Here is a 25,231-nt window from a genome sequence, read left to right on the forward strand (position 1 = left end):
AGGGAGAGGGGACAGTGTCGTGCAAAATTAGAGCATTGAAACGACGCGCTTAAGTAACCGAATTCTCGGCGCTATGGACGCTTTATCCAGCCACTCCGCGGGGCTGTGGAACCCGGCGCCAACGGGCCCGAAGCCGTCAAGCGTCGGGATGCCGAGCGCCGCGGTGTGGTTGGCATCGCTGCCGCCGCCAACTGCCTGCCAGGTAATGGCGATACCTTCCGCTTTCCCTGCCGCTTCAACCTGCTGCATCAGCGCGTGCGTTGCAACGCTTGCTGCCATCGCCGGTTTGTGGTTAACCCGCGTCAGCGTGGTGGTCACGCCGTCCAGAAAGCCTTTTTCACATAACGCCTCCAGCGCCTGATTTACCCGGTCATACTCATCGTTTTCCCAGAAGCGAACGTCCAGTTCGGCTACAGCGCTGTCCGCGACCACGTTCGCCGCGCTGCCGCCCTGTATCACCCCAACGTTCAGCGTGGTGCCGCGATCCCAGTTCGTCAGGGCATTAATGGCGATAACGCTGTTCGCCAGGGCGGCGATCGCCGAGCGGCCCTTTTCCGGGTCGTTACCCGCATGCGCCGCCACGCCGCTAAAGGTGAGGTGATAGCCCGCCATGCCTTTCCGCGCTTTTACCAGCGAGCCGTCGGCGCGGGCGGCTTCGCAGACCAGCACGCAGCGGGAGCGTTTTGCCAGCGTGCCAATCCATTCGTGGGAATAGACAGAACCCGTCTCTTCGTCCGGGTTCATCGCCACGGCTATCGCCAGACGTTCTTTGTCAGCGGTGTCCAGTTCGCGCATTGCCCATAAAATATTCAGCAGTCCGCTCTTCATATCCGAGACGCCGGGGCCGTACAGGCGAGTATCGTCCTCGCTCAGCGGGCGCCCGGCCACGGTGCCGGGGGCAAACACGGTGTCCAGATGGCCCACCAGCAGCACGTCAAACTGTTGTGCCTGCGGCTTGTTGCAGACGAAAACGCCGGGACCCACCTTGTCGCCCAGGTTCACCTGTTCGGTATGCCAGCCCTCGCGCTGCCAGAGCTGCTGCATAACGGCTGCCACGGTGGCGACGCCTGCAATCGTCTGGGTTCCACAGTCTACGTTCACCAGGCTTTTCAGTTCTTCGATGTAATGGTCAAGATTCATGTTCACGTCCTGTTCAGAGAATAATGCGCATCAGCAGCATGGCTAAGAATGCGTTGACTACCGAGATGGCGATCATCAGCGGAATGCGTCTGGCGCGGGTGCCGATTACCCCCAGAATGCGGCCCAGGTACTGCACCTGCGAGCCCATCAGGTAGATGGCAGGCGCCAGAATCGCCAGGTGCTCGCCGGTGAGAATGCCCTTATCAAACAGACCAATGGCGACGCCTATCCCACCGCCCATCGACATCCAGCCGCCAATCAGCACGGCGGCGGCTTCGCCCGGCAGGCCAAACAGCCCCATCAGCGGGGCGAAGAGCATCCCCAGTCCTTTTAGCGCGCCGGTGATCTCCAGCGCTTTGATGATGATAAACGCCATTACCACGTTGGGCAGGGTGCTGCTGGTGGCAATGCTCCAGCCTTTGCGTGCCCCCTCGACGAAGACATCAGTGATAACCGGGTTGGATTGTGGAGCACTCATGCGGCGTCTCCTTTAGCGGTGAAAGAGAGGAGCAAACGCAGCAGATTTGCCCCCACGATTTTCATGATGAACATCACAGCGATGCAGGCGCCGATGGAGGTGGGAACGGCAGCCGTGCCGTCGACGGCCACCAGCGTAAAGAGGATGGCGCCGGAGGAGAAAAAGTTGGTGATCATCGCCCCGGCGGAAAACTGGAACATGGCGAAGACATCTTTCTCTTTTTCGCTGATTTGCCCTTCATCAGACAGGTTTCGGGTGAGTGACGCGCCCACGTCGGTGCTTTGCAGGCTGCCTATCAGTGCCAGCCCGGTGGTGCCGGGAATGCCCAGCAGGGGGCGCAGCAGCGGGGTTAAGAGCTTGCGGGCGGCACGCAGGGCGCCGTAGTGCTCCAGCACGTTGATCATCCCAAGCGCAAACATCACGGCCGGAATAAGACCGAGCGCGAAGAGAAAGCCGTCCATCGCACCGCTGCCGCCTGTGCCGCGAAAGGCGCTGCTGGCCGTCGTCAGAGTGCCATCCTCCAGGCTGGCTTTACTGACCACTTTGCCAAACGCACCGTTCAGGGTGGTGAAATCAAACACGCCGTACCACTCTTTTCCGCCCAACAGGCCAGAGAAGAAGACGGCTGCAAACGCCAGGGCGAAGTACGCGCCGGGCCCGACCTTACTATCCTGAGGTACTGAACTGTTCATATCCTTTTCCTTGTATGCACGCCATTGCGCAGGGTCATTCTGGCGGGGTTTCGGGCAAAAAAAATGATACAAATCATCCCGTAAGGCCGGGGCGGGACGAAAAAGGCAAAAGTGTGACCGGTGACGGTACGAAAGTGATCGGCTTAACAATGTGGTGTAAATGTCTGGTTTGACCACGCATTATTGCGTTTCAAAGTTGTTAAATTTTCGCTGTTGTTCTAGAAACAAAATGTAACATCTCACTGTTTCACAACAACGGATCACCATTATGAACAACTCAGGGAAACACCTTTTATGGGCAGGGCTCTCCGTTGTGGGAGCCTTTGCCCTGGGTTATATCGCCCTCAACCGGGGGGAACAGATCAACGCGCTGTGGATTGTCGTTGCCTCCGTCTGCATTTACCTGATCGCGTACCGTTTTTATGGCCGCTATATCGCGAAGAATGTTTTAGCGGTTGACGCCACGCGCATGACCCCCGCCGTTCGCCATAACGACGGGCTGGACTACGTTCCGACGGACAAGAAAGTGCTGTTCGGTCACCATTTTGCGGCGATTGCCGGAGCGGGCCCGCTGGTTGGGCCGGTGCTGGCGGCGCAGATGGGCTATTTGCCGGGGATGATCTGGATCCTCGCCGGCGTGGTGCTGGCGGGGGCGGTGCAGGACTTTATGGTGCTGTTCGTCTCCACCCGTCGCGACGGCCGTTCACTGGGCGAGCTGGTGAAAGAGGAGATGGGGGCCACCGCCGGGGTGATTGCGCTGGTGGCGACCTTTATGATCATGGTGATCATCCTTGCGGTGCTGGCGATGATTGTGGTGAAAGCGCTGACCCACAGCCCGTGGGGGACCTACACCGTCGCGTTCACCATTCCACTGGCCATTTTTATGGGGATCTACATTCGTTACCTGCGTCCGGGACGCATTGGTGAGGTGTCGGTCATTGGTCTGGTGCTGCTGGTGTTCGCCATTATCTCCGGCGGCTGGGTAGCGGAAAGCCCGACCTGGGCACCGTTCTTTGACTTTACCGGCGTACAGCTCACCTGGATGCTGGTGGGCTACGGCTTTGTGGCGGCGGTGCTGCCGGTGTGGCTCTTGCTGGCCCCGCGCGATTACCTCTCCACCTTTCTGAAAATCGGTACCATCGTCGGGCTGGCGATTGGCATTCTGATTATGCGCCCGACCCTGACCATGCCTGCGCTGACCAAATTCATCGACGGCACCGGCCCGGTCTGGACCGGCAATCTGTTCCCGTTCCTGTTTATCACCATCGCCTGTGGTGCGGTGTCGGGCTTCCACGCGCTGATTGCTTCCGGCACCACGCCGAAGATGCTGGCAAATGAAAATCAGGCCTGCCTGATTGGCTACGGCGGCATGCTGATGGAATCTTTCGTGGCGATTATGGCGCTGGTCTCCGCCTGCGTTATCGACCCGGGCGTCTACTTTGCGATGAACAGCCCGATGGCGGTTCTGGCGCCGGCGGGCACCGCTGACGTCGTGGCGTCTGCCGCGCAGGTGGTGAGCGGCTGGGGCTTTGCGATTACCCCTGATACGTTGACGGCTATCGCCAGTGAAGTGGGCGAGCAGTCAATTATCTCACGAGCGGGCGGGGCGCCTACGCTTGCGGTCGGTATGGCGTATATCCTCCATGGCGCGCTGGGCGGGCTGATGGACGTGTCATTCTGGTATCACTTCGCCATTCTGTTTGAAGCGCTGTTTATCCTGACGGCGGTGGATGCGGGAACCCGTGCGGCGCGCTTTATGCTGCAGGATCTGCTGGGGGTGATCTCCCCGAACCTGAAGCGTACTGAGTCGCTACCGGCGAACCTGCTGGCGACGGCCCTGTGCGTGCTGGCGTGGGGCTACTTCCTGCATCAGGGCGTGGTCGACCCGCTGGGGGGGATTAACACCCTGTGGCCGCTGTTCGGGATTGCCAACCAGATGCTGGCAGGCATGGCGCTGATGCTGTGTGCAGTGGTGCTGTTCAAGATGAAACGTCAGCGTTATGCATGGGTGGCGCTGGTACCAACGGCCTGGCTGCTGATTTGTACCCTGACGGCGGGCTGGCAGAAAGCCTTCAGTCCGGACAATAAAGTGGGCTTCCTGGCGATTGCCAACAAGTTCCAGGCGATGATCGACAGCGGTAAGATCCCGGCGCAGTACACGGAATCACAGCTGTCGCAGCTGGTGTTTAACAACCGTCTGGATGCCGGGCTGACCATCTTCTTTATGGTGGTGGTCGTGGTGCTGGCGTTGTATTCTCTGAAGACCGCGCTGGCGGCGCTGAAAGAAGACAAGCCGACGGCGAAAGAGACACCGTATGAGCCAATGCCTGAAAACCTGGAAACGATTGTCACCCAGGCGAAAGGGGCGCATTAACCTTTGTGCCGGGTGGCGGCTTCGCCTTACCCGGCCTACTTTTCCTGTGAGATGAGAAATATGTTCGACACCCTTTCCAAAGCAGGTAAGTACCTGGGCCAGGCCGCCAAAATGATGATCGGCGTACCGGATTACGACAACTACGTCGAGCATATGCGGGTCAACCATCCGGACCAGACGCCAATGACCTACGAAGCATTTTTCCGCGATCGCCAGGACGCCCGCTACGGCGGCAAGGGCGGGGCGAAGTGCTGTTAACCCTCTTTCGGTAAATAGAGGCTGATCTGTTCCTGCTTACAGCCATAAAGTGCCGCGAGTTTTTCGCGGGTACGCTTTTGCGGGCGCGAGTCCAGCGCTTCCAGCTGTGACACGGCGGACTGGCTGATACCCAGTTTCTCTGCCACCTCCTGCTGGGACATGCCGCGCAGGATGCGCCATGCGGCCTGCAGGCTGACGTTCTGCCAGGTCATGATGCTGCAAACCTCGCCAGGAAGCTCAACGTCATCCAGACTATCGTGTTCGACTTCAATATCCTCCAGGTCGTCGTCGGTTTCGTCGTCAATTTCTGCCATCTGTAAGAGCATACGAAAATATTCGTGATAGGGAATAACGACGTACTGCGTTTTCCCGTTATCGTCCTTGATTAGCTGTACAGCCATAGGGTGCACTCTCCTCATGCAGGTAAGTCGTTGAAGTTCTACGCTTGATGGCCAAAACATAACAATGGTCATCGGGATCGTCCCGAAGCGTATAGATGATGCGATAATCGCCAACGCGTAGCCGGAAATGATCTTCTGTCGCCGATATTTTTTTGATATCGGGCCGGGGAGCGGAACGGTCATCCAGTTCAGCAAGCTTTACCTCAATGCGTCGCTGATACCGCTCGTCAATCTTTGAAAACGCCTTCTTTGCACCATTGGACCAGACAATCTTCATCCGTACCTCCACTGTACGCCCACACAAAATATAAGGAAATAATAAGACTATTAGATAAATTCCGAATTTCTTATGGGGTACTGTAGAGCGGAGAATAAACGCCGGTAAGAGGCAAAACGCATTCCCTCGAGGCGGCTTCAAAACGCCTCTGCCTGGCGACAGAGGCTTGCAGAGAGTGTGCGATCAGGCGTTCAGACCGCCGTCCACGTCCAGTCCTGTGCCGGAGATCTGCCCGGCGGCCGGGCTGGCAAGGAAGGTGACCGCCGCGGCGATGTCCTCCGGCTGGCCGTAGTGACCGACGGCAATCATCTGGCGCTGCGCTTCTGCCTGCTCACCATCCTCCGGGTTCATGTCGCTGTTGGTAGGGCCAGGATGGACCAGGTTAACGGTGATGCCGCGCGGGCCTAGATCGCGCGCCAGACCGCGGGTAAGAGAGTTGAGGGCGGACTTCGTCATTGAGTAAACGGCAATGCCCGGCATGGCCACGCGGTTAGCCAGACAGCTGCCGATGTTAATGATGCGCCCACCGTCAGACATATGCACCAGAGCCTCCTGAATGGCGATGACCACTCCACGAATATTGACGTTGATCAGGGCGTCAATGTCCGCCAGCGTCATGGACTCCAGCGGGCCGCCGCGCGCAATCCCGGCGTTGTTGACCAGAATGTCCAGCCCGCCGAGGGCGCGCGCCGCATGGGTGACGGCATCCTGAATGGCCTGCGCGCTGGCGCTGTCGGCCTGCACCGCTTCACCGTGCCGCCCAAGCGCCTTAATTTCATCGGCAACCGCCTGGGCTTTATCGGCCGATTTTTCATACGTAATAACCACGTCGGCACCGGCGCGCGCCAGCGACAGCGCGATAGCGCGACCCAACCCACGGCTGGCGCCGGTAACCAGCGCCTTCTTACCTGTTAAATCGATCTGCATGATGACCTCGTTGCGAGAATGGTGAGAATCATCATTAGGTATAGTCCCTCGGGGCAATTAACGGCTGAAGGATTCCACCTTCTCAAACGCCGCGCGCAGAACCTCAGGCGTTAACGTCACCGGCAGATAATGAATTGACTCTACCGGGCGCAGGGTATGAGCAATGACCTTATCCAGTTCCTCGTGGTTATTGATATCGACCTCCAGCGCGCGAAGCGTGGTCGGCAGGTTGAAACGCTGATACGCCGAGATAAGCTGTGCCAGCACGTCCTCCTGGCCGAGCAGAGCGCTTTGCACCAGGATGCCGTAGGCCACCTTGGTACCGTGCAGGTATTTTTCCGTTTGCGGCAGTACGGTTAAGCCATTATGCACTGCATGCGCCGCCGCCACGCGGGTATAGCGCTCGCCCAGGCCGCCGACCATCCCGCCACCGGCGATAACGGCATCCACCACGTCCCTGAATGCCTGGGTTTGTTCGCCGCGCTGCTGGTCAGCCAGCGCTTCCTCGCTGTGCGCCAGCAGCACGTCGCGGATCGCCAGCGCGCCGTTAATGCCCAGCCGCACGGTCAGCGGCAGGTTTTCAGGCTGAGGCGCCAGCACCACCGCTTCATACCACTTCGCCAGCGTATCGCCAATCCCCGCCAGCAGGTACTCCGCCGGGGCGTTGAGAATGATTTGCGGCTCGACCAGCACCAGGAAGTTGGCGTCGTCGAAAATCTCAAACTGCAGCGCCTGACCGGCGTCGTTGTACCAGACGGAAAGTGGCGTCCATGCCGCACAGGTGGCGGCGATGGTCGGAATTGCCACTACCGGGATACCCAGACGGCGAGCCACCGCTTTGGCGGTATCGAGCAGCGCACCACCGCCAACGCCAATCACCACGCTCGCCTCGCTGCCGGCGTCATGCACCAGGTGGGTGACGTCACGCTCGCTGCAGTGGCCTTTAAACAGCAGGTGTTTCGCCCCCGGCGCGTTAAAACTCTCCGGCAGGAAAGGGCGCGCGCCTTCGATGGCGCGCTCGCCGTAGATCCATACCGCGCGGGAAAGCTGTTCCGGGGTAAAGAAGTCATTCAGACGCGTAAGGCTTCCGGAATGGGAAAAGTAGTTCGCCGGGCCAGGTACGACGCGGATATCGGTGGTGCTCATGAAGGTGTCCTTTTTTAGCAAGCGCTAACCCGATGTTATGTCTGGACATCCGGATGGCTAATAATATTTCGCTTTAACTTATGCCTTTTCCGTCGTTGTCAGTCAACCGGAGCTGTGAAAAATTCGCTAAATCAGAAGAGTAATGAAGGATTTACGCGGATGGTTTCCAGTCGCCTTGAGATGCGCGGTATCAGCCTGGCCTTTTCCGGCTTTCAGGCCCTGTCGCGCGTGAATTTCACCCTAACCGGCGGATCGGTGCATGCCCTGACCGGCGCCAATGGCGCGGGGAAATCAACGCTGATGGCGGTGCTGTGCGGAACGCACGAACGTTATGAAGGTGAGATCTGCATTAATAACCAGCCGGTGACGATCCGCGAGCCGCTGGACGCCAAACGGCTGGGGATCCATCTGGTACAGCAGGAAGTGGATGTGGCGTTGATCCCGGGATTAACCATTGCCGAGAACATCATGCTCGATACGCTGGCGCAGCCGGGACATCGCTTCAGCTGGCGTACGCTGCGCCAGCAGGCGAGACAGGCCCTGGCACAGCTGGACGTCTCTCTTGACGTACGCCGCGTTATCGACAGCTGTTCGCTTGCCGAAAAACAGCAGATTTTGCTGGCGCGGGCGTTGTCCCATCACTGCCGTTTTTTAATTCTCGATGAGCCCACCGCGCCGCTGGACGCCCACGAAAGCGAGCGCCTGTTTGCTGTGGTCAGACGTTTACAGCAGCAGGGCATCGGCGTGGTGTTTATCTCGCACCGCATTCACGAGCTGAAAGCCATTTGCGACACCCTGACGGTGCTGCGCGACGGCAAGCTGATTGAGTCCGGTCCAATGGCGGATCTCAGCGGCGAGGCGATTGTCGAGAAGATGCTTGGCCACGTGCTGAGCGATATCTACCCGCCCGCGCGCCCTGCGCACGGCGACGAAACGCTGCTACGCGTGGAGGGGCTGCACGACGACGCGCTGCTGAAAGATATCTCCCTGCACCTGCGCAAAGGCGAAATTCTCGGCATAGCCGGGCTGGCGGGCGCAGGTAAAACCGAACTCTGCAAAGCGTTGTTTGGTGCCAGCAAAAGCCGCGTGGCGCGCGGTGAGCTGAATCATCAGCCCTGGAAACCGCGCGACCCGGCGGATTCGGTGCTGCGCGGCCTGGCGCTGGTGCCGGAGGAGCGGCGCAAAGAGGGCATTTTTATCGACGAGCCGGTGAGCATGAATCTGGCGGTGACGGCGGATAACAGCTTCTCGCGCTGGAGCCTGTTCGGCCATCGTCAGGCGTGGCGCTGGGCGGAAGAGGTTATCGCCCGCGTCGGCGTGCGGGCGCGCGGGCCGGGGCAGGTGCTGCGCCGTCTGTCCGGCGGTAACCAGCAGAAAGTCGCCATCGGCAAATGGCTGCGCAATGACGCCAGCGTACTGATATTCGACGAACCGACCAAAGGCGTGGATGTGAAGGCCAAAACCGACCTGTTCCAGCTGATTGACGGCCTGGCGCGCGAGGGCAAAGGGGTCATTTACGCCTCCGGCGAGTTTGCCGAGCTGGTGGGGCTGTGCGACCGCATCTGTGTGCTGTGGGACGGGCGTATCGTGGCGGAAATCGCCGGGGCCGAGGCCCGTGAAGAAACCCTGCTTTATTATTCAACCGGAGGAACGGCGTCGTGAGTAAGGCCCTTTCAGTGAACGCGGCGGCGTCTGGCCGTCAGCAGATTTTCGATTTTCTCTATAAGTGGGGCATGTTGCTGACCGTCGTCGCGCTGGTGGCCGTTTTTGGCCTGGCGTCGGACAGCTTCCTCGACCCGAATAACATCATCAATATTCTGCGTTCGATTGCCATCGTGACGGTGATTGCCATTGGCGTGTCGATTTCGCTGACCATTGGCGGGTTCGATCTCTCCGTGGGATCTACCGCGTCGCTGGCGAACGCGCTGGTGATTTCACTCTTCGTCTGGCACGGCTTCGGCACCACCGAGTCGATTCTGATCACCCTCGCGCTCTGCACGCTGGTGGGGCTGTTTAACGCCTTTCTGATCGTCATCCTGCGTATTCCGGATATGCTCGCGACGCTTGCCAGCCTGTTTGTGATCCAGGGCGTGGCGATGACTTACAGCTACGGCGGGTCGATTACCGAGAACATGGTGCTGCCGAGCGGTGACATGGCGGAAGGGACCATTCCGGCGGCGTTCAGCCTGCTGGGGCAGGTGCCAACCATCGTGATCATCATGCTGGCGGTGACCATTCTGGCGCAGCTGGGCCTGTCATTGACCACCCACGGCCGTCGGATGTACGCCATCGGCGGTAACCCGGAAGCGGCTCGCCTTTCCGGCATCCGCACTACCCGTTACAAGGTCGCGGCCTACGTGATTGCCTCTCTGCTGGCGGGCCTGGGGGGGATTTTGCTGGCCTCGCGCATCGGTTCGTCGCAGGTCAATGCGGGCGGCGGCTACCTGATGGATGCGGTGGCGGCGGCGTGGATCGGCTTCTCACTGGCCGGCTCCGGCAAGCCGAACGCGCTGGGAACCCTGGTCGGGGCGATCATTCTTGGCGTGCTGTCGAACGGGCTGGTGATGCTCTCGGTGCCGTATTACGCCATGGACATTATAAAAGGGCTGGTGCTCGCGGTAGCGCTGGCGATTACCTACATACAAAAACGCTGACAACACAACGGGATAAAAAATGAAAAAGATTGCACGCTCTTTGGTGGCATTAGGGTTATTCACTGCTCTGCCTGGCTTTGCGGCCACGCCGGCACCGCTTCCACCAGCCATTGCTAACCACGACGGCCCGATCCGCATCGCGGTGATCCGTAACCTCGGTTCAGACGACAACACCACGCAGTTTATTGCCGGAGCGATTCAGGAAGGCAAGAAGCTCGGCTTTAAGGTCAGCACCTTTTTAAGCAACGGGGACGATGCCAAATTCCAGGACTTTGTGAACCAGGCCATCAGCCAGAAATATGACGGGATTATTCTCTCCCAGGGGCGCGATCCGTATGCGACTGCGCTGGTGAAGAAAGCGGTGGATGCCGGGATCAAAGTCGCGGTATTCGATACTGCGGTGAACGGCGAGATCCCGGGCGTGACCGTTACCCAGCAGGACGATGCCTCCCTGACCAATCTCTCCTTCGGCCAGCTGGCGAAAGATTTCAACGGCAAAGCCAATATCGTCAAGCTGTGGGTGGCGGGTTTCCCGCCGATGGAGCGTCGTCAGGCGGCCTATAAAGCGCTGCAAAAGCAGTATCCGGAGATCAAAGAGCTGGAGTCTATCGGCGCGGTCTCGTCTGACGTGCAGGGTGACACCGCCAACAAGGTGGGCGCGATCCTGGCGAAATACCCGAAAGGTAAAATCGACGCCATCTGGGGCACCTGGGACGCCTTCAGCCAGGGCGCCTATAAGGCGCTGAAAGAGAACGGCCGCACCGAGATCAAGCTCTACAGCATCGACATCTCCAACCAGGATCTGCAGCTGATGCGCGAGCCGGGCAGCCCGTGGAAGGTGAGCGTGGCGGTGGATCCGAAGCTGATTGGGGCCACCAACGTGCGTCTGGTGGCCAATAAGATTGCCGGTGAACCGACACCGGCCACCTACGATTTTAAAGCCGCGGCCATCCCGCAGGCCCTGCTGACCGCCCAGCCGGGCGCGGTGAACGTAGCGTCGCTGGGGAAAATCATTCCGGGCTGGGGCCAGACGGAAGATTTTATCGCCCCGTGGTTTGCGACGCTGGAAGCGAAAAATAAATAAAACAAGCCGGGTGGCGGCTGCGCCTTACCCGGCCTACATTTTGCACCCGTAGGCCCGGTAAGCGCAGCGCCACCGGGCGAAAGGAATCCACTATGTCAGCATTACCCACCCCCGAATACAGCCGCAATATGCGGCTGATTGGCCATAGCGACCAGGGCGGTCGCCCTGACGGCGTGCAGCTGATGGTGCACCGCGGTTTCGCCTGGATCGGCCATATGGTGTCGCAGGGCTTTTCGATAGTGGACGTGCGCGACCCGAAAAAACCCAAACCCGCGGGCTATGTTCCCGCGCCGCCCGGCACCTGGAATGTGCACCTCCAGGCGCATGACGATCTGCTGCTGGTGATCAATGCCCGGGATCTGTTTGCCGATGCCCGTTTTGCCGACGAGAAGGTTTACTACACCCGTCAGGTGGGAGAGACCGTCAGCGACGTGCAGGACAAAGGCTGGAGCGCCGGGCTGCGCGTGTTTGATATTTCCACGCCGGACAAGCCGCGTGAGATCGGCTTTCTGTCACTGAGCGGCATCGGCATTCACCGCATCTGGTACGTCGGCGGGCGCTGGGCCTATGTGTCCGCGCTGATCGACGGTTTTACCGACTACATCTTCCTGACCATCGATCTGGCCGATCCGCGTAAGCCCGAAGTGGCAGGGCGCTGGTGGCTGCCGGGGATGAATCAGGCGGCAGGGGAAAAGCCTGACTGGCCGGAAGGCAAACGCTATGCGCTGCATCATGCGATCGTCGCAGGCGATACCGCCTACGGCAGCTGGCGCGACGGCGGTCTGACGCTGCTGGACGTGAAAGACCGCACCCAGCCGACATTAATTAGCCATCGCAACTGGAGTCCGCCGTTTGGCGGTGGGACGCACACCGCGCTGCCGCTGCCCGACCGCGATCTGCTGGTGGTGCTCGACGAAGCGGTGCTCGACAATCAGGAAGACGGCGAGAAACTGATTTGGCTGTTTGATATCCGCGAGCCGGCAAACCCGGTCAGTATCTCAACATTCCCGCAGCCGGATGAGAGAGACTACGTGACGAAAGGGGCACATTTCGGACCGCATAATCTGCATGAAAACCGGCCGGGGAGCTTTGTCAGCTCAACGCTGATTTTTGCCACTTACCAGAATGCTGGCATACGCGCGTATGACATTTCCAATCCGTATCGTCCGTTGGAAACCGGTGCGCTGGTGCCTGCTGCGCCTGAGAGGATGATGGACACGCGGCCGAATCGCCCGCAGGTGATCCAGTCATGCGATGTGTTTGTGGATGCGCAGGGGATTATTTACAGCACGGATTATAACGGCGGGCTGTCGGTGATTGAGTATCTGGGGTGAGAGTTTGCCCGGTAAGCGCAGCGTCACCGGGCAAACGGTCTCAGCTGTACTGACGCACCCGTGCCACCAGCTCTTCCACGCTGTCGATGCGATCGGCAATCACAATCAGCGCCTTGCCGAGCGTAATCGCGTGGCGCAGGCATTCGTGGCGCATGGCGTCATCCGCGATGGTGTCGATATCCGCCACGTGTGAAAGCCCTACGCTGCGGCGGATCAGCTCGGTGCCACTGAAGCCGATGGCATCGTGCCAGACTTTTTTCAGAAACGCGGAGGCATAGCCCGGTACGCTCAGCGCGGCATCGCGCGTTTTCTCATGTGCCAGCGCCTGGAAGCGTTCCGCGAAGGTGTTCCAGAGTTCCTGAATATCGGTCAGGCGCTGTTCGCGCGCGGCGGCGGCATCGCGAATGCCCAGATGCCCCGGCAGGCCGCAGAAATTGAGCAGCAGGTTGCCGATAGCGGTGCCCACGTCAAAGCCAATCGGGCCTACGTAGCCGAACTCAGCGTCGATGGCCTTCAGGCTGTCTTCCGCCACGAATATCGATCCGCTGTGAATATCGCCGTGCAGCAGCGCTTCGGCATGCGAGAAGAAGCGATGCTTGAGTGAGGCCACGGCAATTTTCAACTGAGCGTCGTCGCGCAGGGCGGCGACGTCGCTTTCCAGCTCGGCCGGGTAGCTGTTGCGCGCGTGGATCTGGTACGGATCGTTGAAAAACAGATCTTCCGTGATCTCGCACATCTCAGGGTTAATGAACTTCGCCACCTGTGCTTTTTTATCGTGCGGGTGCAGGTAGAAATCGCTGGTGTGGAACAGCGTGTGCGCCAGGTATTCCCCCAGCTGACGTGCGGCCTGCGGGTAGTGATGATTTTTAATCAGCTCGCCGCGCCAGATGCGATGGCTGGAGAGATCTTCCATCACCATCACCGCCAGCTCCGGGTCGTAATGGTGGATTTTCACGGTGTGTTGCGGGCTGTGCCGGTAGTGCTCAACCAGCGTTTGCGCCTCCAGGCGCGCGCGGTCCAGCGTCAGCGGCCAGGACTCGCCGACGCAGCGCACGTAAGGGAGTGCCTGCTTAACGATGATACGGCTCACGCCCTGGGCATCGTAAATTTTGAAAACCAGATTAAGGTTACCGTCGCCCACTTCCTGCGCCTCTACCAGCGATGAGGGATTATCAAGGCCGCCAAACTGCCTGGCATACTCCACGGCGTCCTGGGCGGTAAAGGTACGGTATTGCGACATTGCCTGCTCCTCACTGATTTTGCGAATAAAGACATGTAGACGTCTATACATCTGGATTTCATCCTGACACAATGTGCTACAACAACGCAACAGGGAATTAACGACATGCAGACAATACAGACGACCAGCCTGCGGGTGACGGATAATCAGCTCTTTATTCTCGACCAGCAGGCGCTTCCGCAGGAGAAACGCTGGCTGGACGCGACAACGGTAGAGGCGCTGGTGGGGCATATTCATGCCCTTCGCGTGCGCGGTGCGCCGCTGATTGGTCTCTCTGCAAGCCTGCTGCTGGCGCTGTTGGCCGAAAACGGCAAAAGCCGTGATGAACTGGCGCTGGCGCTGGAAACGCTGTGCGCCTCCCGGCCGACGGCGGTTAACCTGATGAACAACCTCGACCGCATGAAGCTGGCGCTCTGGCAGGAAGATTTTGTGCCAGCGCTGACGGCGGAAGCGTTGCGTCTGATTGATGAGGATAAGCAGCTCTGCGACGCCATCGCGCGTGCGGGCAGTGCGCTGGTGAAGCCCGGTAGCCGTCTGCTGACCCACTGCAACACTGGCGGTCTCGCAACCGCGGGCGTGGGAACCGCGCTCGGCGTTATTGCCCGTGCGCATCAGGAAGGCAACGTCACTAACGTCTGGGTGGATGAAACCCGGCCGCTGCTGCAGGGCGGCAGGCTGACCGCATGGGAGCTTGGCGAGCTGGGTGTGCCGTATCAGCTTATCACCGATTCCATGGCCGCCAGCCTGATGGCGAAAGGTCAGGTCGACGCTGTGTGGGTAGGGGCCGACCGCATTGCCGCCAACGGTGATGTGGCGAATAAAATTGGCACCTACTCTCTGGCGGTGCTGGCGAAATTCCACGGTATTCCGTTCTACGTTGCCGCGCCGCAGACCACGCTCGACCCGGCCTGCCCGAACGGGGACGCGATCCCCATCGAGCAGCGTGCCGCCAGCGAAGTGACGGGCGTGGCGGGAAGCTTTGGCGCGGTGCAGTGGGCGCCGGAAAATGCACGGGTCTATAACCCGGCCTTTGACGTTACGCCTGCCTCGTTGATTAGCGGCTGGGTACTGGATACGGGCGTGGTCACACCGGAAGCGGTGGCAAACGGGAAATTCGCCTGACTCCGGCTATCCTTTAAGGGGTTCCCCTGAGAGGACAACATCGTGACGCTCGACCCTGAGACAGATTTAAAACTGGAGCGCGTGGTGGATGCACCGCGCGACCTGCTATGGCTGTGCTGGACTACGCCCGAGCACATCAAAAACTTCTTCATTCCTGCACCCCATAAGGTGACCGAATGCGATCTCGATCTCCGCGTGGGCGGGCGGTTCAACACCGTGTTTGAGGTGGACGGTCAGCGGATGGATAACCGCGGCGTCTTTCTGGAAATCGATCCTGGCAAAAAGCTGGTCTTTACCGACGGTTATACCGAAGGCTGGAAACCGGCCGAAAAGCCGTTTATGACGGCGATCCTGTTGCTGGAAGATGTCGGGGAGGGCAAGACCCGCTACACGGCCATTGCGCGGCATCCAACGAAGGCGATCCGCGAGCAGCATGAGCAGATGGGCTTCCACGAAGGGTGGGGGATTGTGCTGGATCAACTGGTGGGGTATGTGAAGGGGCTTAACGCGTAGGGCGCGCTGGTGCCCTCACCCCGGCCCTCACCCCGGCCCTCTCCCACAGGGAGAGGGAGCAAAGATCATGCGAGGCGCGGATACGCATCCGCAATCGCATCACCGGTAAACCGGGCCACCCAGCCTTCCGGGTTGTCGAAAATACGGATCGCGGTAAAGTTCGGCTCTGAACCCATATCAAACCAGTGCGGCGTGCCCGCCGGCACGGAAATCAGGTCGTTTTTCTCGCACAGCACCTGATACACCTCATCACCAATGTGCAGGCAGAACAGCCCGGCACCTTCTACAAAGAAGCGCACTTCATCTTCGCCGTGGGTGTGCTCGTTCAGGAACTTCGCGCGCAGCGCCTCTTTCTGCGGGTTGTCGGCGCGCAGGCTGATCACATCCCAGCTCTGGTAACCCTTCTCCGCCACCAGCTTATCGATCGCATGCTGATAAGCTTCGATCACGGCTTCAGGCGTGGGGTCCTGTCCTAAATCCCGATCGGCCGCCCAGCGTTCAAAGCGCACGCCTTTGGCGTTGAGCTGTTGGGCAATCTCGGCTGCATCAGTGCTTTGCCACAGAGGCTGACGGGCGTCTTTGTCGGAATAAATGGTCAATGCGCTCATGAAGGGATCTGCTCCGGGTTAATCTCGTCAAACTGGTGAACCTGATGATGGTGGCTTGCGCCGTCATCATCGCCGCGAATCAGCTGCAGGGTGCGAAAACCTGCCTGTTCAGCCGCGTCCAGCTCCTGATGAATATCTGACAGGAACAGGATCTGCGACGGGGAGATGCCCGTTTGCGCCGCAATGTTCTGATAAGACTGCACTTCACGCTTGGCGCCGATATGGGTATCAAAATAGCCGCTGAACAGATGAGTAATATCACCTTCGTCGCTGTAGCCAAATAACAGTTTTTGCGCTGCGACGGAGCCAGAGGAATAAACATAGAGATCAATCCCTTGCGATTTCCATTTTTCCAGCGCAGGGAGCACATCCGGGTAGAGATGGCCGGTAAAGTCGCCATTGACGTATCCGTCGTGCCAGATAATCCCCTGCAGTGCCTTCAGCGCCGTCGATTTGCGGTCTTCATCCATAAAGGTAAACAGGGTGTCGATAAGCGTGCTGACGCTGGCGTGCGGCGCGTCAATTTCATCGCGCAGGTTGTCCAGAATGGATTTGACCGGCTCGGCGTATTGCTGAGCGGTGACGAAGGCCGCCAGACGCTCACGCGCGTAGGGGAACAAAACATCATGGACAAAACGGATATCGCTGGTGGTGCCTTCAATATCCGTCACAATTGCGCGAATCATACCTTCTCCAGTTGTCGTAAACGCATTTCGCATTCAAATAAGAATTCTAACCCTTCAAGATGACGGCGGGCCTCGGCCACATCGCGTCCCCAGCAGGTTAAGCCATGACCGCGCAGAAGAAAACCATAATTAAGCGGGCGTTCCTGTGCGTAATGGGCGATTCGCGAGGCGAGGGCGTCGATATCCTGGTCGTTGTCAAACACCGGAATGGCCACCGTATCCAGATGGCTGGTTTGCCCGGTGAGGGATTTTTGCATCTCGAAGCCGCTGATGTTGAGCTCAGCTTCTTTCACCAGACGCGACAGCACCGTGGCGTTAACCGTGTGAACGTGCAACACGGCGTTGGCTTCAGGGAACAGACGATAGATCAGGGTGTGCAGCCCGGTCTCCGCCGAGGGCTTGCGGCCAGATGGCGCGCGGTTGGTGGCGATCTCCACCTGCAAAAAATCCTCTGTTGTGAGGCTGCCTTTGTCTTTTCCGGATTCACTGAGCCAGCACAGATGTTCGTCCTGACGCACCGACATATTGCCGCCGGTGGCAGGCGCCCAGCCTTTGGCCCCGATCCAGCGGCAGGCGTCGACCAGAGAGGTGAGTTGCGGGTTGTCTGTCATTGCCTTGTATCCTCCCGGACAGGAATATGAATAGCATATAGACGTCTAAGCGTCTTGATTGCCAAAGACTAACATCGTGTTATAGTGGCGGCAACATAAGTATTACAAGCAGGCACAACACAATGAGCACTAACGCATTGATTCCGCAGAGTAAGCTTCCTCAACTGGGGACAACCATCTTTACGCAGATGAGCGCCCTGGCGCAGCAGCACAATGCGATTAACCTTTCGCAGGGGTTCCCGGATTTTGACGGACCGTCATATTTGCAGGCGCGACTGGCGTACCACGTCGCACAGGGGTCGAATCAGTACGCGCCGATGACCGGCGTGCAGGCACTGCGGGAGGCCATTGCGGACAAAACGGCTGAGCTATATGGCCATAAGCCTGATGCAAATACTGACATCACGGTGACGGCAGGGGCTACCGAAGCGCTGTATGCGGCGATCACGGCGCTGGTCCGCACCGACGATGAGGTGATCTGCTTTGACCCAAGCTACGACAGCTACGCGCCGGCGGTTGAACTCTCCGGCGGCGTGGTAAAACGGGTGGCGTTACAGCCACCGCATTTCCGTCCTGACTGGCAGGCATTCGCTGCGCTGCTGAGTGACAAAACCCGCCTGGTGATCCTGAATACGCCGCATAATCCCTCGGCGACCATGTGGCAGAAGGCCGATTTCGCCGCACTGTGGCAGGCTATCGCCGAACGCGAGATTTATGTTCTGAGCGATGAAGTGTACGAGCACATCTGCTTTGCAGAGGAAGGGCACGCCAGCGTGCTGGCCCATCCGCAGCTTCGCGAGCGGGCTATCGCCGTGTCGTCATTCGGTAAAACCTATCATATGACCGGCTGGAAAGTGGGCTACTGCATCGCGCCGGCCGCCATTAGCGCGGAGCTGCGCAAAGTGCACCAGTACCTGACGTTTGCCGTGAATACGCCAGCCCAGCTGGCGCTGGCCGATATGCTGCGCGCTGAACCTGGACATTATCGCGAATTACCGCATTTTTACCGCGAACGTCGGGATCTGTTTGTCTCAGCGCTCAGTAAAAGCCGTCTGGAGATTTTGCCTTCGGAAGGGACTTACTTCCTGCTGGCTGACTACAGCGCGGTTTCCGATCTGGATGACGTCAGCTTCTGCCAGTGGCTGACCAAAGAGGTGGGCGTGGCGGCGATCCCGTTATCGGTATTTTGCGCCGATCCCTTCCCGCATAAGCTGATCCGTCTCTGCTTTGCGAAACAGGAATCGACGCTGCTGGCGGCGGCAGAACGTCTAAACGCGCTCTGATTATTTTACCGTCCAGGCTTCGGAGTATCGACGGTCTGCAAAGAGTTCCAGCAGGCCGTTGATTTGCCTGAGGCGCAGGACCTCGTCGTTGTCCATTCCCAGTTCCTGACTGATTTTCTCGTCATCCCAGCCAAGCTGGGCCAGCTCGCGGACGATGTCGGACATCGCACTAATCTGGTGACGACCCCGGGCACGATTATGGCGAATGGTGGCCGCCATCCGGTCGAACTTTTTCTGCCGTTCTTTACGCAGAAAGGTGACGGGCAGGTAGCCTTTTAGCTGGCGCTTTAACACCGCCCGGTTCGAACCCATTTCGTGGCGGTGAAAGCCGTCGACGATTTCATAATGTTGAGTACCGCTTTCCGTTACCACAATGGGCTGGGTGAAACCGTCCAGCTCCAGTGATTTGCAGAGCAGCCGTTTTTCCGGCGGCGCGACGTTATTGGGGTTGTAATCGTTCGCGGTGATATCGTCCTGTTTAATCCACAGCACGCAGTCGACAGGCTGCTCACGGAAAGGGCTATTTTCATGAATGGCCTGACGAAAGGCGTTGATGGCTTCAATGCGTTGGTCTTCGGGAAGAGACTGAAGATAACGTTTAATTTCCTGAATCAATCGTTGCTGCATAATATTCCCCACTCCTTGCGTTTTGACTTTATCCGTTCGCTGTAACGCTGATAATGCTTTGGTTTATTAGGACTGAATGAAAGCGCCCGACACCAGTAGTCATTATTGAGTAATACCTTACACACGCGTCGCCAGGACGGAATATCTTTCGCCCCGATATCGCCTTCCTGCGTGTCGGGAATATCGGCCATGCCTCTCTTCTGATACCAGTGCAAATAAATCGCGATTTTATTGCGGTAATGTTCCGCCGTCATTTGCGGCATGCTGTCGAGCAGCAGCAGGGCGTATTCCCGCCAGCTGAGCGCGTCGGGTTTCAGAATTTTGCGGTGGCCATAAAAATGATTGTCCTGCCCGGCATAGACGCCACCGCAGTGAACGCCCGCCACCCGCTCGCACATCGCCGCCCAGCGCTCGGGCTCCACGACGTGATAGAGCCACAACCCCTGGCGCTGCTCGGGGCCAAAGGGTTCACAGATGCGCATATAGCGCGGGGGGACGCCCGCCTGGAACATCAGGTCGTAAAGCGGGTTATAGCATCCGCCCGTTTTGGCAAACCATGTCCAGATATCAGCGGTTTTCCAGTCATAAAGCGGATAGATATACCAGGCGTGGCCGCCAGGGGCGACTGTGGTCCAGGGTTTGTCATCGGCAAAACGCTGCTTTCGCGCGTTGGCGATGGTCAAAAAACGGTTGTAGGATTCATCGGCGCGAATACCGACCATCATTGCCGCCGGGCGTCGTTGAGCGTACCAGTCGGAAAAGGCGCGGACAAAGGCTTCAAACGTCATGCCTGGCTGGTAGAAATCGAAGTAAGCCGGATCGGTAATCGCCCCTGCAGGCGGCTGGCGCACCCACTGTTTCCCTGGCTCCCAGCATTGCCATTCTGGCTCGAATTGTGTCAGGGCATTTTGCGTGGTGAGGGGGAGCGCAACCCACCAGTATTGTTCAATCACGTCGGCGTATTGCACGAGCATATTATTTACATGCTGAATGGTATAGGTAAACTGCGCTTCCCAGTCGATAAAAAGCAGATGAATTTTTCTCCCCATTTTGCGGGCCTGACGGGCCGTTAAATGCAGCATAATGGTGGAATCTTTCCCACCTGAAAATGAAACACAAACTCTGGGTAGATTCTCAAGCGTCCATGTTATGCGGTCCTCCGCAGCCTCCAGGACATTTTGATTGAGCGGATACTTATACATTGACATAACCAATCTTCTCCCTGGATATAAATACCGGATGGGTGTCAATTAAGGTGTGAGGATAATAGTAGTGAAAAACAGGAACAGGTAAATGAAAAAGAGAAAAGTTTTTATTATCTATAAATGAGGATTATCTGTTTATAAAAGAAAAGGGCTGTGTGAACCCCAGCCCGAGGTGTTTAAATTTCCGCAACTTGTCCAATAAAGGTCGAGAAAATCGAGCTGTTTAGGGCAGAGCGGTTATAAATCATGAACACATCCACAGGGGGAAGCGTGATGGGGGCGTGCAATCTTTTGAGCCGCATTACGTCTTTGTATTTTTCAAATAATACTTCGGGCAAATAACCAATGAGATGCGAGGCGCTAATCATGGCGAGGATCGTGTATACGGAATCGCAACGGAAACCAATGTTTTTCTCAGCATGCACCTTCGCCACTTGTGACTGGTAGTTCTTCACGCCAGCTTCCTCGCTGAGGAAAATCGTAAATTTCTCTTCCTGAAGTTCTTCCATCGTCACAACGTCCTTCATGCGCGGGTGATCCTGACTGCATACCATAACCATCGAATAGCTTGCATAAGGGACACACACCATGGAACGGTTGTTAACCGGCGCCATAGAAAAAATAAGATCCGCTTTACGGTACGCCAGCAGGTCTTCTGCGGAATCAGCAGTCAGCAGCATATCGTGAAGCTCTATCTCGTAATTATGATGTCTCATCAGGAGCTTAAGCGGGGTAATCAGGTTTTCCGTCGTCAGGATTTGCGGACTGTAAACGATAAAATTCTTTTTAAGTGCAGACGCATTCATAATGTTGATTGTCTGCTCAAGCTGATTGAGGTTTTGCTCAAGATGATGGTGAAGATTGACACCCACCGTGGTGGGCGTAATTCCTTTCCCCGAACGGATAAACAGCGGATCGTTGAGCTGGTTACGCAGACGCTGCAGCGATTGACTGACGGCTGACGGAGTGATGTACAGCGTTTCTGCTGCCTTGCTGATGCTCAGGTGCTGGTAGATACATTCGAAAATGACCAGCAGGTTGAGATCGAATTTTTTAAGGTCGTAAAGGTTTGCCATGTTTCATCCTGAGTGAGCTGCGTTGCGTTATCACATCAATGATAACTATAGAACTAAGTTAACTATTTACCATCCGTGATAGTTAACTAACTTAATTGTTATTCAATGCGAACTTAATATATCACGAACGTAGATTAATGAAATAGAACTTCAATTATGATGAAGATATTTTTATCTTTAAAAACGCAGATAAAATTGAATAAAAATAGTGTCGTTTATATATCGACAAGTAAATATCACTCATTTCTATTTTTCACGCCGGATAAGAGGGGCGTGCGTGAAAAAGACCGTTTGGTAAAACCTATCACAGCCATAGATACGATTACCCCTTTCGCGCATTGCTCTGGGTCAGTACGGGTGCTGTAATCAGGAGGCTGTTACGATCCTGATAAAAAGGTAAGTAGAGCGCAACGCAACGCCAGTGTTACTGGCACTGAAAGTTCCTGTGGAAAGTTCAGGTATCAGGGCCGCCCACCAGGGCGGCCTTTTTACTTTCGGGCTTTTGTTTATTCAGTTCTTAACGTTGTCTTGATTGGGTTGTTAGGTTTGGCTGATTGATTTGATAAAGCATACGCATTAGCCCCGATGGATAAAGTTGGTTACCTTACATCTCAACGAAAACACGGAGGAAGTACAGATGTCTTTGATTAATACCAAAATTAAACCTTTCAAAAACCAGGCGTTCAAAAACGGTGAGTTCATTGAAGTCACTGAAAAAGATACCGAAGGCCGCTGGAGCGTGTTCTTCTTCTATCCTGCTGACTTCACCTTCGTTTGCCCGACTGAACTGGGTGACGTGGCAGATCACTACGACGAACTGCAGAAGCTGGGCGTAGATGTTTACTCAGTGTCTACCGACACCCACTTCACCCACAAAGCATGGCACAGCAGCTCTGAAACCATCGCCAAAATCAAATACGCGATGATCGGTGACCCGACTGGCGCCCTGACCCGTAACTTCGACAACATGCGTGAAGATGAAGGCCTGGCTGACCGCGCGACCTTCGTTGTTGACCCGCAGGGCATTATCCAGGCTATCGAAGTTACCGCTGAAGGTATCGGCCGTGATGCTTCTGACCTGCTGCGTAAAGTGAAAGCGGCTCAGTATGTTGCTTCTCACCCAGGCGAAGTCTGCCCGGCGAAATGGAAAGAAGGCGAAGCGACCCTGGCGCCATCTCTGGACCTGGTCGGCAAGATCTAAGTCTGTAAAGCCTGGCGGCGCTGCGCTTGCACAGGCCTGCAGTATCGTAGGCCGGGTAAACGAAGTGCCACCCGGCAATCAATGGGCGCACCCGCGCCCATTTCATTCCAGCACCATGATGCAAGTTGCATTCAGGCCGCCCGCAGAAAGGCTGCTTGCATGATGACGTTTTAAGAGAGGGAAGAATAATGCTCGACACTACGATGAAAACCCAGCTCAAGGCCTACCTTGAGAAACTGACCAAACCTGTTGAGCTGATTGCCACGCTGGACGACAGCGCGAAATCGGCAGAAATCAAGGAACTGCTGGCAGAGATCGCTGAACTGTCGCCAAAAGTGACGTTCAAAGAAGACAATTCCCTGGCAGTCCGTAAGCCTTCTTTCCTGATAACCAACCCAGGCTCTGATCAAGGGCCGCGCTTTGCCGGTTCCCCGCTGGGGCATGAGTTTACCTCGCTGGTGCTGGCCCTGCTGTGGACCGGCGGCCATCCGTCGAAAGAAGCACAGGCGCTGCTGGAGCAGATCCGCGATATCGACGGTGATTTTGAGTTTGAGACCTATTACTCACTCTCCTGCCATAACTGCCCGGACGTGGTGCAGGCGCTGAATCTGATGTCGGTTCTGAACCCGCGCATCAAACACACGGCTATTGACGGGGGTACCTTCCAGAACGAAATCACCGATCGCAACGTGATGGGTGTTCCGGCAGTGTTCCTGAACGGGCAGGAGTTTGGCCAGGGGCGTATGACCCTGACGGAAATTGTCGCCAAAGTGGATACGGGTGCCGAAAAACGGGCTGCCGAAGAGCTGAACACGCGTGATGCGTATGATGTCCTGATTGTCGGTTCTGGCCCGGCGGGCGCGGCGGCGGCGGTGTACTCCGCACGTAAAGGGATCCGTACCGGCCTGATGGGCGAACGTTTTGGTGGTCAGGTACTGGATACCGTGGACATTGAAAACTATATCTCAGTACCGAAAACCGAAGGTCAGAAACTGGCCGGGGCACTGAAAGCGCACGTCAGTGATTACGCAGTGGATGTGATCGACAGCCAGAGCGCCAGCAAGCTGGTTCCGGCCGCGGTTGAAGGTGGCTTGCATCAGATTGAAACCGCCTCCGGCGCGGTGCTGAAAGCGCGCAGCATTATCATTGCTACCGGCGCGAAATGGCGCAACATGAACGTCCCGGGCGAAGATCAGTATCGCACTAAGGGCGTGACCTACTGCCCGCACTGCGATGGTCCGCTGTTCAAAGGGAAACGCGTGGCGGTGATCGGCGGCGGTAACTCCGGCGTGGAAGCGGCTATCGACCTGGCGGGTATTGTGGAACACGTTACCCTGCTGGAGTTTGCCCCGGAGATGAAAGCCGACCAGGTTCTGCAGGACAAAGTACGCAGCCTGAAAAACGTCGACATCATCCTGAACGCGCAGACCACGGAAGTGAAGGGTGACGGCAGCAAGGTGACCGGTCTGGAATACCGCGACCACGTGAGTGGCGATGTCCACAGCGTAGCGCTTTCGGGGATCTTCGTGCAGATTGGCCTGCTGCCAAACACCACCTGGCTGGAAGGGGCGATTGAGCGCAACCGTATGGGCGAAATCATTATTGATGCGAAGTGTGAGACCAGCGTGAAGGGCGTATTTGCGGCCGGCGACTGTACCACCGTGCCTTACAAACAGATCATCATCGCCACGGGCGAAGGTGCGAAGGCGTCCCTGAGTTCATTCGACTATCTCATTCGTACCAAAACCGCATAAAAAAGTAAGACGACACCTGCAATAGCAAGAGGCCACCGGAAGGTGGCCTCTTTTTTTATCTGACAACCATCACCGGGATGTGCGTGTGGCGGATCACGCTGGAGGCGTTCGACCCGAGCAGATGCGTGGTGATGGACGGGTTACGCGAACCGATGACCACCACGTCAGCTTTCAGTTCGTTTGCCAGTTCGTTTACCGCATCACGCACGCTGCCAAACCGGACGTGCGTTTTGATGCGTGAAGGGTCGATGCTGAAATGGCCCACCATGGTTTGCAGGCGCGTTTCCGCCTCGTGCTGCAAATGCTCCTCAAAGCGACGCACATCCGCGGCGAAGCGGTGAAGGCTCAGGCTGGCGGAGCCTGGCAGCACATGCAACAGATGGATGACACCGTCCTGCTGCGCCAGGAACTCGGCATGGCGTACGGCCTTGTCGCTCAGCTCCATCTCAAAAACATCAACCGGCATAATGATTCTCTGATACATACCCGTTTCTCCTTGTTTATAAACGCTGAACTCATTCAACCACAAAATAGTCATGG

General features: G+C 57.3%; 26 protein-coding genes. 11 read left to right on the plus strand and 15 right to left on the minus strand.

Annotated features, from left to right (window positions below; all coding sequences use genetic code 11):
- Positions 1 to 27: 27 nt before the first annotated feature.
- Genes EKN83_RS20510 through EKN83_RS20520 form a run of 3 tightly spaced genes read right to left on the minus strand, consistent with a single transcriptional unit; the run spans position 28 to position 2,310 of the window.
- A complete protein-coding gene (locus EKN83_RS20510; protein ID WP_126801588.1) occupies positions 28 to 1,140 on the minus strand; it encodes a M20 family metallopeptidase in 1,113 nt (370 codons plus the stop codon).
- 13 nt (positions 1,141 to 1,153) lie between these two features.
- Positions 1,154 to 1,618 carry a YjiG family protein gene (locus tag EKN83_RS20515; protein ID WP_045286221.1) on the minus strand — a complete coding sequence of 155 codons (465 nt, stop codon included), beginning with the start codon at positions 1,616 to 1,618 and terminating at the stop codon, positions 1,154 to 1,156.
- Entirely contained in the window at positions 1,615 to 2,310 is a 696-nt protein-coding gene (locus EKN83_RS20520; RefSeq protein ID WP_095449377.1) for a nucleoside recognition domain-containing protein, read from the minus strand. Before EKN83_RS20520 ends, EKN83_RS20515 begins: the two co-directional genes overlap by 4 nt.
- Positions 2,311 to 2,578: 268 nt before the next feature.
- Between EKN83_RS20520 and cstA the strand changes: the two genes are divergently transcribed.
- Together cstA and EKN83_RS20530 are read left to right on the plus strand one after the other, a co-directional pair.
- The gene (gene cstA, locus EKN83_RS20525) at positions 2,579 to 4,684 is read left to right on the plus strand and encodes a pyruvate/proton symporter CstA (protein WP_126801589.1); all 2,106 of its coding nucleotides are present in this window, start codon (positions 2,579 to 2,581) and stop codon (positions 4,682 to 4,684) included.
- Between the two features lie 60 nt (positions 4,685 to 4,744).
- The gene (locus EKN83_RS20530; RefSeq protein WP_014169079.1) at positions 4,745 to 4,942 is read left to right on the plus strand and encodes a YbdD/YjiX family protein; all 198 of its coding nucleotides are present in this window, start codon (positions 4,745 to 4,747) and stop codon (positions 4,940 to 4,942) included.
- Here the strand turns inward: EKN83_RS20530 and EKN83_RS20535 are convergent.
- The 4 genes from EKN83_RS20535 to EKN83_RS20550 form a co-directional block, all read right to left on the minus strand.
- Complete coding sequence (locus EKN83_RS20535; RefSeq protein WP_025756303.1) at positions 4,939 to 5,343, minus strand: helix-turn-helix domain-containing protein; 405 nt, start codon at positions 5,341 to 5,343, stop codon at positions 4,939 to 4,941. The genes EKN83_RS20530 and EKN83_RS20535 overlap by 4 nt on opposite strands.
- The gene (locus EKN83_RS20540; RefSeq protein ID WP_025756304.1) at positions 5,315 to 5,620 is read right to left on the minus strand and encodes a type II toxin-antitoxin system RelE family toxin; all 306 of its coding nucleotides are present in this window, start codon (positions 5,618 to 5,620) and stop codon (positions 5,315 to 5,317) included. Before EKN83_RS20540 ends, EKN83_RS20535 begins: the two co-directional genes overlap by 29 nt.
- 183 nt (positions 5,621 to 5,803) lie before the next feature.
- Positions 5,804 to 6,547 carry an SDR family NAD(P)-dependent oxidoreductase gene (locus tag EKN83_RS20545; RefSeq protein ID WP_045286216.1) on the minus strand — a complete coding sequence of 248 codons (744 nt, stop codon included), beginning with the start codon at positions 6,545 to 6,547 and terminating at the stop codon, positions 5,804 to 5,806.
- Positions 6,548 to 6,604: 57 nt separating this feature from the next.
- Positions 6,605 to 7,693, minus strand: a complete 1,089-nt coding sequence (locus EKN83_RS20550; protein ID WP_126801590.1) for an oxidoreductase — start codon at positions 7,691 to 7,693, stop codon at positions 6,605 to 6,607.
- 159 nt (positions 7,694 to 7,852) lie between these two features.
- On the opposite strand from EKN83_RS20550, the gene EKN83_RS20555 reads away from it, so the two are divergent.
- The 4 genes from EKN83_RS20555 to EKN83_RS20570 all read left to right on the plus strand — a co-directional run bounded on the left by EKN83_RS20555 (position 7,853) and on the right by EKN83_RS20570 (position 12,765).
- Complete coding sequence (locus EKN83_RS20555; protein WP_047958002.1) at positions 7,853 to 9,355, plus strand: sugar ABC transporter ATP-binding protein; 1,503 nt, start codon at positions 7,853 to 7,855, stop codon at positions 9,353 to 9,355.
- Positions 9,352 to 10,347 (plus strand): ABC transporter permease, encoded by a 996-nt coding sequence (locus EKN83_RS20560; protein ID WP_045286213.1) that lies wholly within the window; start codon positions 9,352 to 9,354, stop codon positions 10,345 to 10,347. Before EKN83_RS20555 ends, EKN83_RS20560 begins: the two co-directional genes overlap by 4 nt.
- Positions 10,348 to 10,366: 19 nt before the next feature.
- Positions 10,367 to 11,431 (plus strand): sugar ABC transporter substrate-binding protein, encoded by a 1,065-nt coding sequence (locus EKN83_RS20565; RefSeq protein ID WP_104556695.1) that lies wholly within the window; start codon positions 10,367 to 10,369, stop codon positions 11,429 to 11,431.
- 92 nt (positions 11,432 to 11,523) lie between these two features.
- A complete protein-coding gene (locus EKN83_RS20570; RefSeq protein ID WP_126801591.1) occupies positions 11,524 to 12,765 on the plus strand; it encodes an LVIVD repeat-containing protein in 1,242 nt (413 codons plus the stop codon).
- Between the two features lie 40 nt (positions 12,766 to 12,805).
- Here EKN83_RS20570 and mtnK read toward each other — a convergent pair whose 3' ends face one another.
- Entirely contained in the window at positions 12,806 to 14,005 is a 1,200-nt protein-coding gene (gene mtnK, locus EKN83_RS20575; protein ID WP_047958005.1) for an S-methyl-5-thioribose kinase, read from the minus strand.
- A gap of 105 nt (positions 14,006 to 14,110) precedes the next feature.
- On the opposite strand from mtnK, the gene mtnA reads away from it, so the two are divergent.
- Together mtnA and EKN83_RS20585 are read left to right on the plus strand one after the other, a co-directional pair.
- Positions 14,111 to 15,127: an S-methyl-5-thioribose-1-phosphate isomerase gene (gene mtnA / locus EKN83_RS20580; RefSeq protein WP_126801592.1), complete on the plus strand. Its 1,017-nt coding sequence runs from the start codon at positions 14,111 to 14,113 to the stop codon at positions 15,125 to 15,127.
- Between the two features lie 42 nt (positions 15,128 to 15,169).
- The gene (locus tag EKN83_RS20585) at positions 15,170 to 15,640 is read left to right on the plus strand and encodes an SRPBCC family protein (RefSeq protein WP_045286208.1); all 471 of its coding nucleotides are present in this window, start codon (positions 15,170 to 15,172) and stop codon (positions 15,638 to 15,640) included.
- Between the two features lie 65 nt (positions 15,641 to 15,705).
- Here EKN83_RS20585 and EKN83_RS20590 read toward each other — a convergent pair whose 3' ends face one another.
- The 3 genes from EKN83_RS20590 to EKN83_RS20600 are packed head-to-tail and all read right to left on the minus strand — an operon-like array spanning position 15,706 to position 17,545.
- Positions 15,706 to 16,248, minus strand: a complete 543-nt coding sequence (locus EKN83_RS20590) for a 1,2-dihydroxy-3-keto-5-methylthiopentene dioxygenase (RefSeq protein ID WP_095450058.1) — start codon at positions 16,246 to 16,248, stop codon at positions 15,706 to 15,708.
- Complete coding sequence (gene mtnC / locus EKN83_RS20595) at positions 16,245 to 16,934, minus strand: acireductone synthase (RefSeq protein ID WP_126801593.1); 690 nt, start codon at positions 16,932 to 16,934, stop codon at positions 16,245 to 16,247. The genes EKN83_RS20590 and mtnC overlap by 4 nt, the downstream gene beginning before the upstream one ends.
- Positions 16,931 to 17,545: a methylthioribulose 1-phosphate dehydratase gene (locus EKN83_RS20600; protein WP_025756316.1), complete on the minus strand. Its 615-nt coding sequence runs from the start codon at positions 17,543 to 17,545 to the stop codon at positions 16,931 to 16,933. Before EKN83_RS20600 ends, mtnC begins: the two co-directional genes overlap by 4 nt.
- 122 nt (positions 17,546 to 17,667) lie before the next feature.
- Between EKN83_RS20600 and EKN83_RS20605 the strand changes: the two genes are divergently transcribed.
- Positions 17,668 to 18,828, plus strand: a complete 1,161-nt coding sequence (locus EKN83_RS20605) for a pyridoxal phosphate-dependent aminotransferase (RefSeq protein ID WP_126801594.1) — start codon at positions 17,668 to 17,670, stop codon at positions 18,826 to 18,828.
- On the opposite strand, the gene EKN83_RS20610 is transcribed toward EKN83_RS20605, so the two are convergent.
- From EKN83_RS20610 to citR, 3 genes are all read right to left on the minus strand, one after another.
- Entirely contained in the window at positions 18,829 to 19,455 is a 627-nt protein-coding gene (locus tag EKN83_RS20610) for an IbrB-like domain-containing protein (RefSeq protein ID WP_095452211.1), read from the minus strand. It lies immediately after the preceding gene.
- On the minus strand, positions 19,440 to 20,663 hold the full coding sequence (locus EKN83_RS20615) for a phosphoadenosine phosphosulfate reductase (protein WP_095450054.1): 1,224 nt from the start codon (positions 20,661 to 20,663) through the stop codon (positions 19,440 to 19,442). The genes EKN83_RS20610 and EKN83_RS20615 overlap by 16 nt, the downstream gene beginning before the upstream one ends.
- Positions 20,664 to 20,836: 173 nt before the next feature.
- Positions 20,837 to 21,736, minus strand: a complete 900-nt coding sequence (gene citR, locus EKN83_RS20620) for a DNA-binding transcriptional repressor CitR (protein WP_025756320.1) — start codon at positions 21,734 to 21,736, stop codon at positions 20,837 to 20,839.
- A 637-nt stretch (positions 21,737 to 22,373) separates the two neighbouring features.
- Here citR and ahpC point away from each other — a divergent pair.
- Positions 22,374 to 22,937 (plus strand): alkyl hydroperoxide reductase subunit C, encoded by a 564-nt coding sequence (gene ahpC / locus EKN83_RS20625; protein WP_008501015.1) that lies wholly within the window; start codon positions 22,374 to 22,376, stop codon positions 22,935 to 22,937.
- Positions 22,938 to 23,125: 188 nt separating this feature from the next.
- Positions 23,126 to 24,691: an alkyl hydroperoxide reductase subunit F gene (gene ahpF, locus EKN83_RS20630; protein WP_126801595.1), complete on the plus strand. Its 1,566-nt coding sequence runs from the start codon at positions 23,126 to 23,128 to the stop codon at positions 24,689 to 24,691.
- 55 nt (positions 24,692 to 24,746) lie between these two features.
- On the opposite strand, the gene uspG is transcribed toward ahpF, so the two are convergent.
- Positions 24,747 to 25,175 (minus strand): universal stress protein UspG, encoded by a 429-nt coding sequence (uspG, locus tag EKN83_RS20635; RefSeq protein WP_025756322.1) that lies wholly within the window; start codon positions 25,173 to 25,175, stop codon positions 24,747 to 24,749.
- Positions 25,176 to 25,231 lie beyond the last annotated feature (56 nt).

The organism is Enterobacter sp. WCHEn090032, from assembly GCF_003986875.1.
GTDB classification, from domain to species: Bacteria; Pseudomonadota; Gammaproteobacteria; order Enterobacterales; family Enterobacteriaceae; genus Enterobacter; species Enterobacter sichuanensis.

Excerpts from the sequence above, each read along its gene's own strand:
- ahpF (WP_126801595.1), top strand. The coding sequence starts at position 23,126 with ATGCTCGACACTACGATGAAAACCCAGCTCAAGGCCTACCTTGAGAAA.
- ahpC (WP_008501015.1), top strand. The coding sequence starts at position 22,374 with ATGTCTTTGATTAATACCAAAATTAAACCTTTCAAAAACCAGGCGTTC.
- EKN83_RS20570 (WP_126801591.1), top strand. The coding sequence starts at position 11,524 with ATGTCAGCATTACCCACCCCCGAATACAGCCGCAATATGCGGCTGATT.
- EKN83_RS20550 (WP_126801590.1), bottom strand. The coding sequence starts at position 7,693 with ATGAGCACCACCGATATCCGCGTCGTACCTGGCCCGGCGAACTACTTT.
- EKN83_RS20615 (WP_095450054.1), bottom strand. The coding sequence starts at position 20,663 with ATGTCAATGTATAAGTATCCGCTCAATCAAAATGTCCTGGAGGCTGCG.
- EKN83_RS20510 (WP_126801588.1), bottom strand. The coding sequence starts at position 1,140 with ATGAATCTTGACCATTACATCGAAGAACTGAAAAGCCTGGTGAACGTA.
- uspG (WP_025756322.1), bottom strand. The coding sequence starts at position 25,175 with ATGTATCAGAGAATCATTATGCCGGTTGATGTTTTTGAGATGGAGCTG.
- EKN83_RS20600 (WP_025756316.1), bottom strand. The coding sequence starts at position 17,545 with ATGACAGACAACCCGCAACTCACCTCTCTGGTCGACGCCTGCCGCTGG.
- EKN83_RS20540 (WP_025756304.1), bottom strand. The coding sequence starts at position 5,620 with ATGAAGATTGTCTGGTCCAATGGTGCAAAGAAGGCGTTTTCAAAGATT.
- mtnA (WP_126801592.1), top strand. The coding sequence starts at position 14,111 with ATGCAGACAATACAGACGACCAGCCTGCGGGTGACGGATAATCAGCTC.
- EKN83_RS20545 (WP_045286216.1), bottom strand. The coding sequence starts at position 6,547 with ATGCAGATCGATTTAACAGGTAAGAAGGCGCTGGTTACCGGCGCCAGC.
- EKN83_RS20520 (WP_095449377.1), bottom strand. The coding sequence starts at position 2,310 with ATGAACAGTTCAGTACCTCAGGATAGTAAGGTCGGGCCCGGCGCGTAC.
- EKN83_RS20515 (WP_045286221.1), bottom strand. The coding sequence starts at position 1,618 with ATGAGTGCTCCACAATCCAACCCGGTTATCACTGATGTCTTCGTCGAG.
- EKN83_RS20530 (WP_014169079.1), top strand. The coding sequence starts at position 4,745 with ATGTTCGACACCCTTTCCAAAGCAGGTAAGTACCTGGGCCAGGCCGCC.
- EKN83_RS20555 (WP_047958002.1), top strand. The coding sequence starts at position 7,853 with ATGGTTTCCAGTCGCCTTGAGATGCGCGGTATCAGCCTGGCCTTTTCC.
- mtnC (WP_126801593.1), bottom strand. The coding sequence starts at position 16,934 with ATGATTCGCGCAATTGTGACGGATATTGAAGGCACCACCAGCGATATC.
- EKN83_RS20535 (WP_025756303.1), bottom strand. The coding sequence starts at position 5,343 with ATGGCTGTACAGCTAATCAAGGACGATAACGGGAAAACGCAGTACGTC.
- EKN83_RS20610 (WP_095452211.1), bottom strand. The coding sequence starts at position 19,455 with ATGCAGCAACGATTGATTCAGGAAATTAAACGTTATCTTCAGTCTCTT.
- mtnK (WP_047958005.1), bottom strand. The coding sequence starts at position 14,005 with ATGTCGCAATACCGTACCTTTACCGCCCAGGACGCCGTGGAGTATGCC.
- EKN83_RS20565 (WP_104556695.1), top strand. The coding sequence starts at position 10,367 with ATGAAAAAGATTGCACGCTCTTTGGTGGCATTAGGGTTATTCACTGCT.
- EKN83_RS20590 (WP_095450058.1), bottom strand. The coding sequence starts at position 16,248 with ATGAGCGCATTGACCATTTATTCCGACAAAGACGCCCGTCAGCCTCTG.
- cstA (WP_126801589.1), top strand. The coding sequence starts at position 2,579 with ATGAACAACTCAGGGAAACACCTTTTATGGGCAGGGCTCTCCGTTGTG.
- citR (WP_025756320.1), bottom strand. The coding sequence starts at position 21,736 with ATGGCAAACCTTTACGACCTTAAAAAATTCGATCTCAACCTGCTGGTC.
- EKN83_RS20605 (WP_126801594.1), top strand. The coding sequence starts at position 17,668 with ATGAGCACTAACGCATTGATTCCGCAGAGTAAGCTTCCTCAACTGGGG.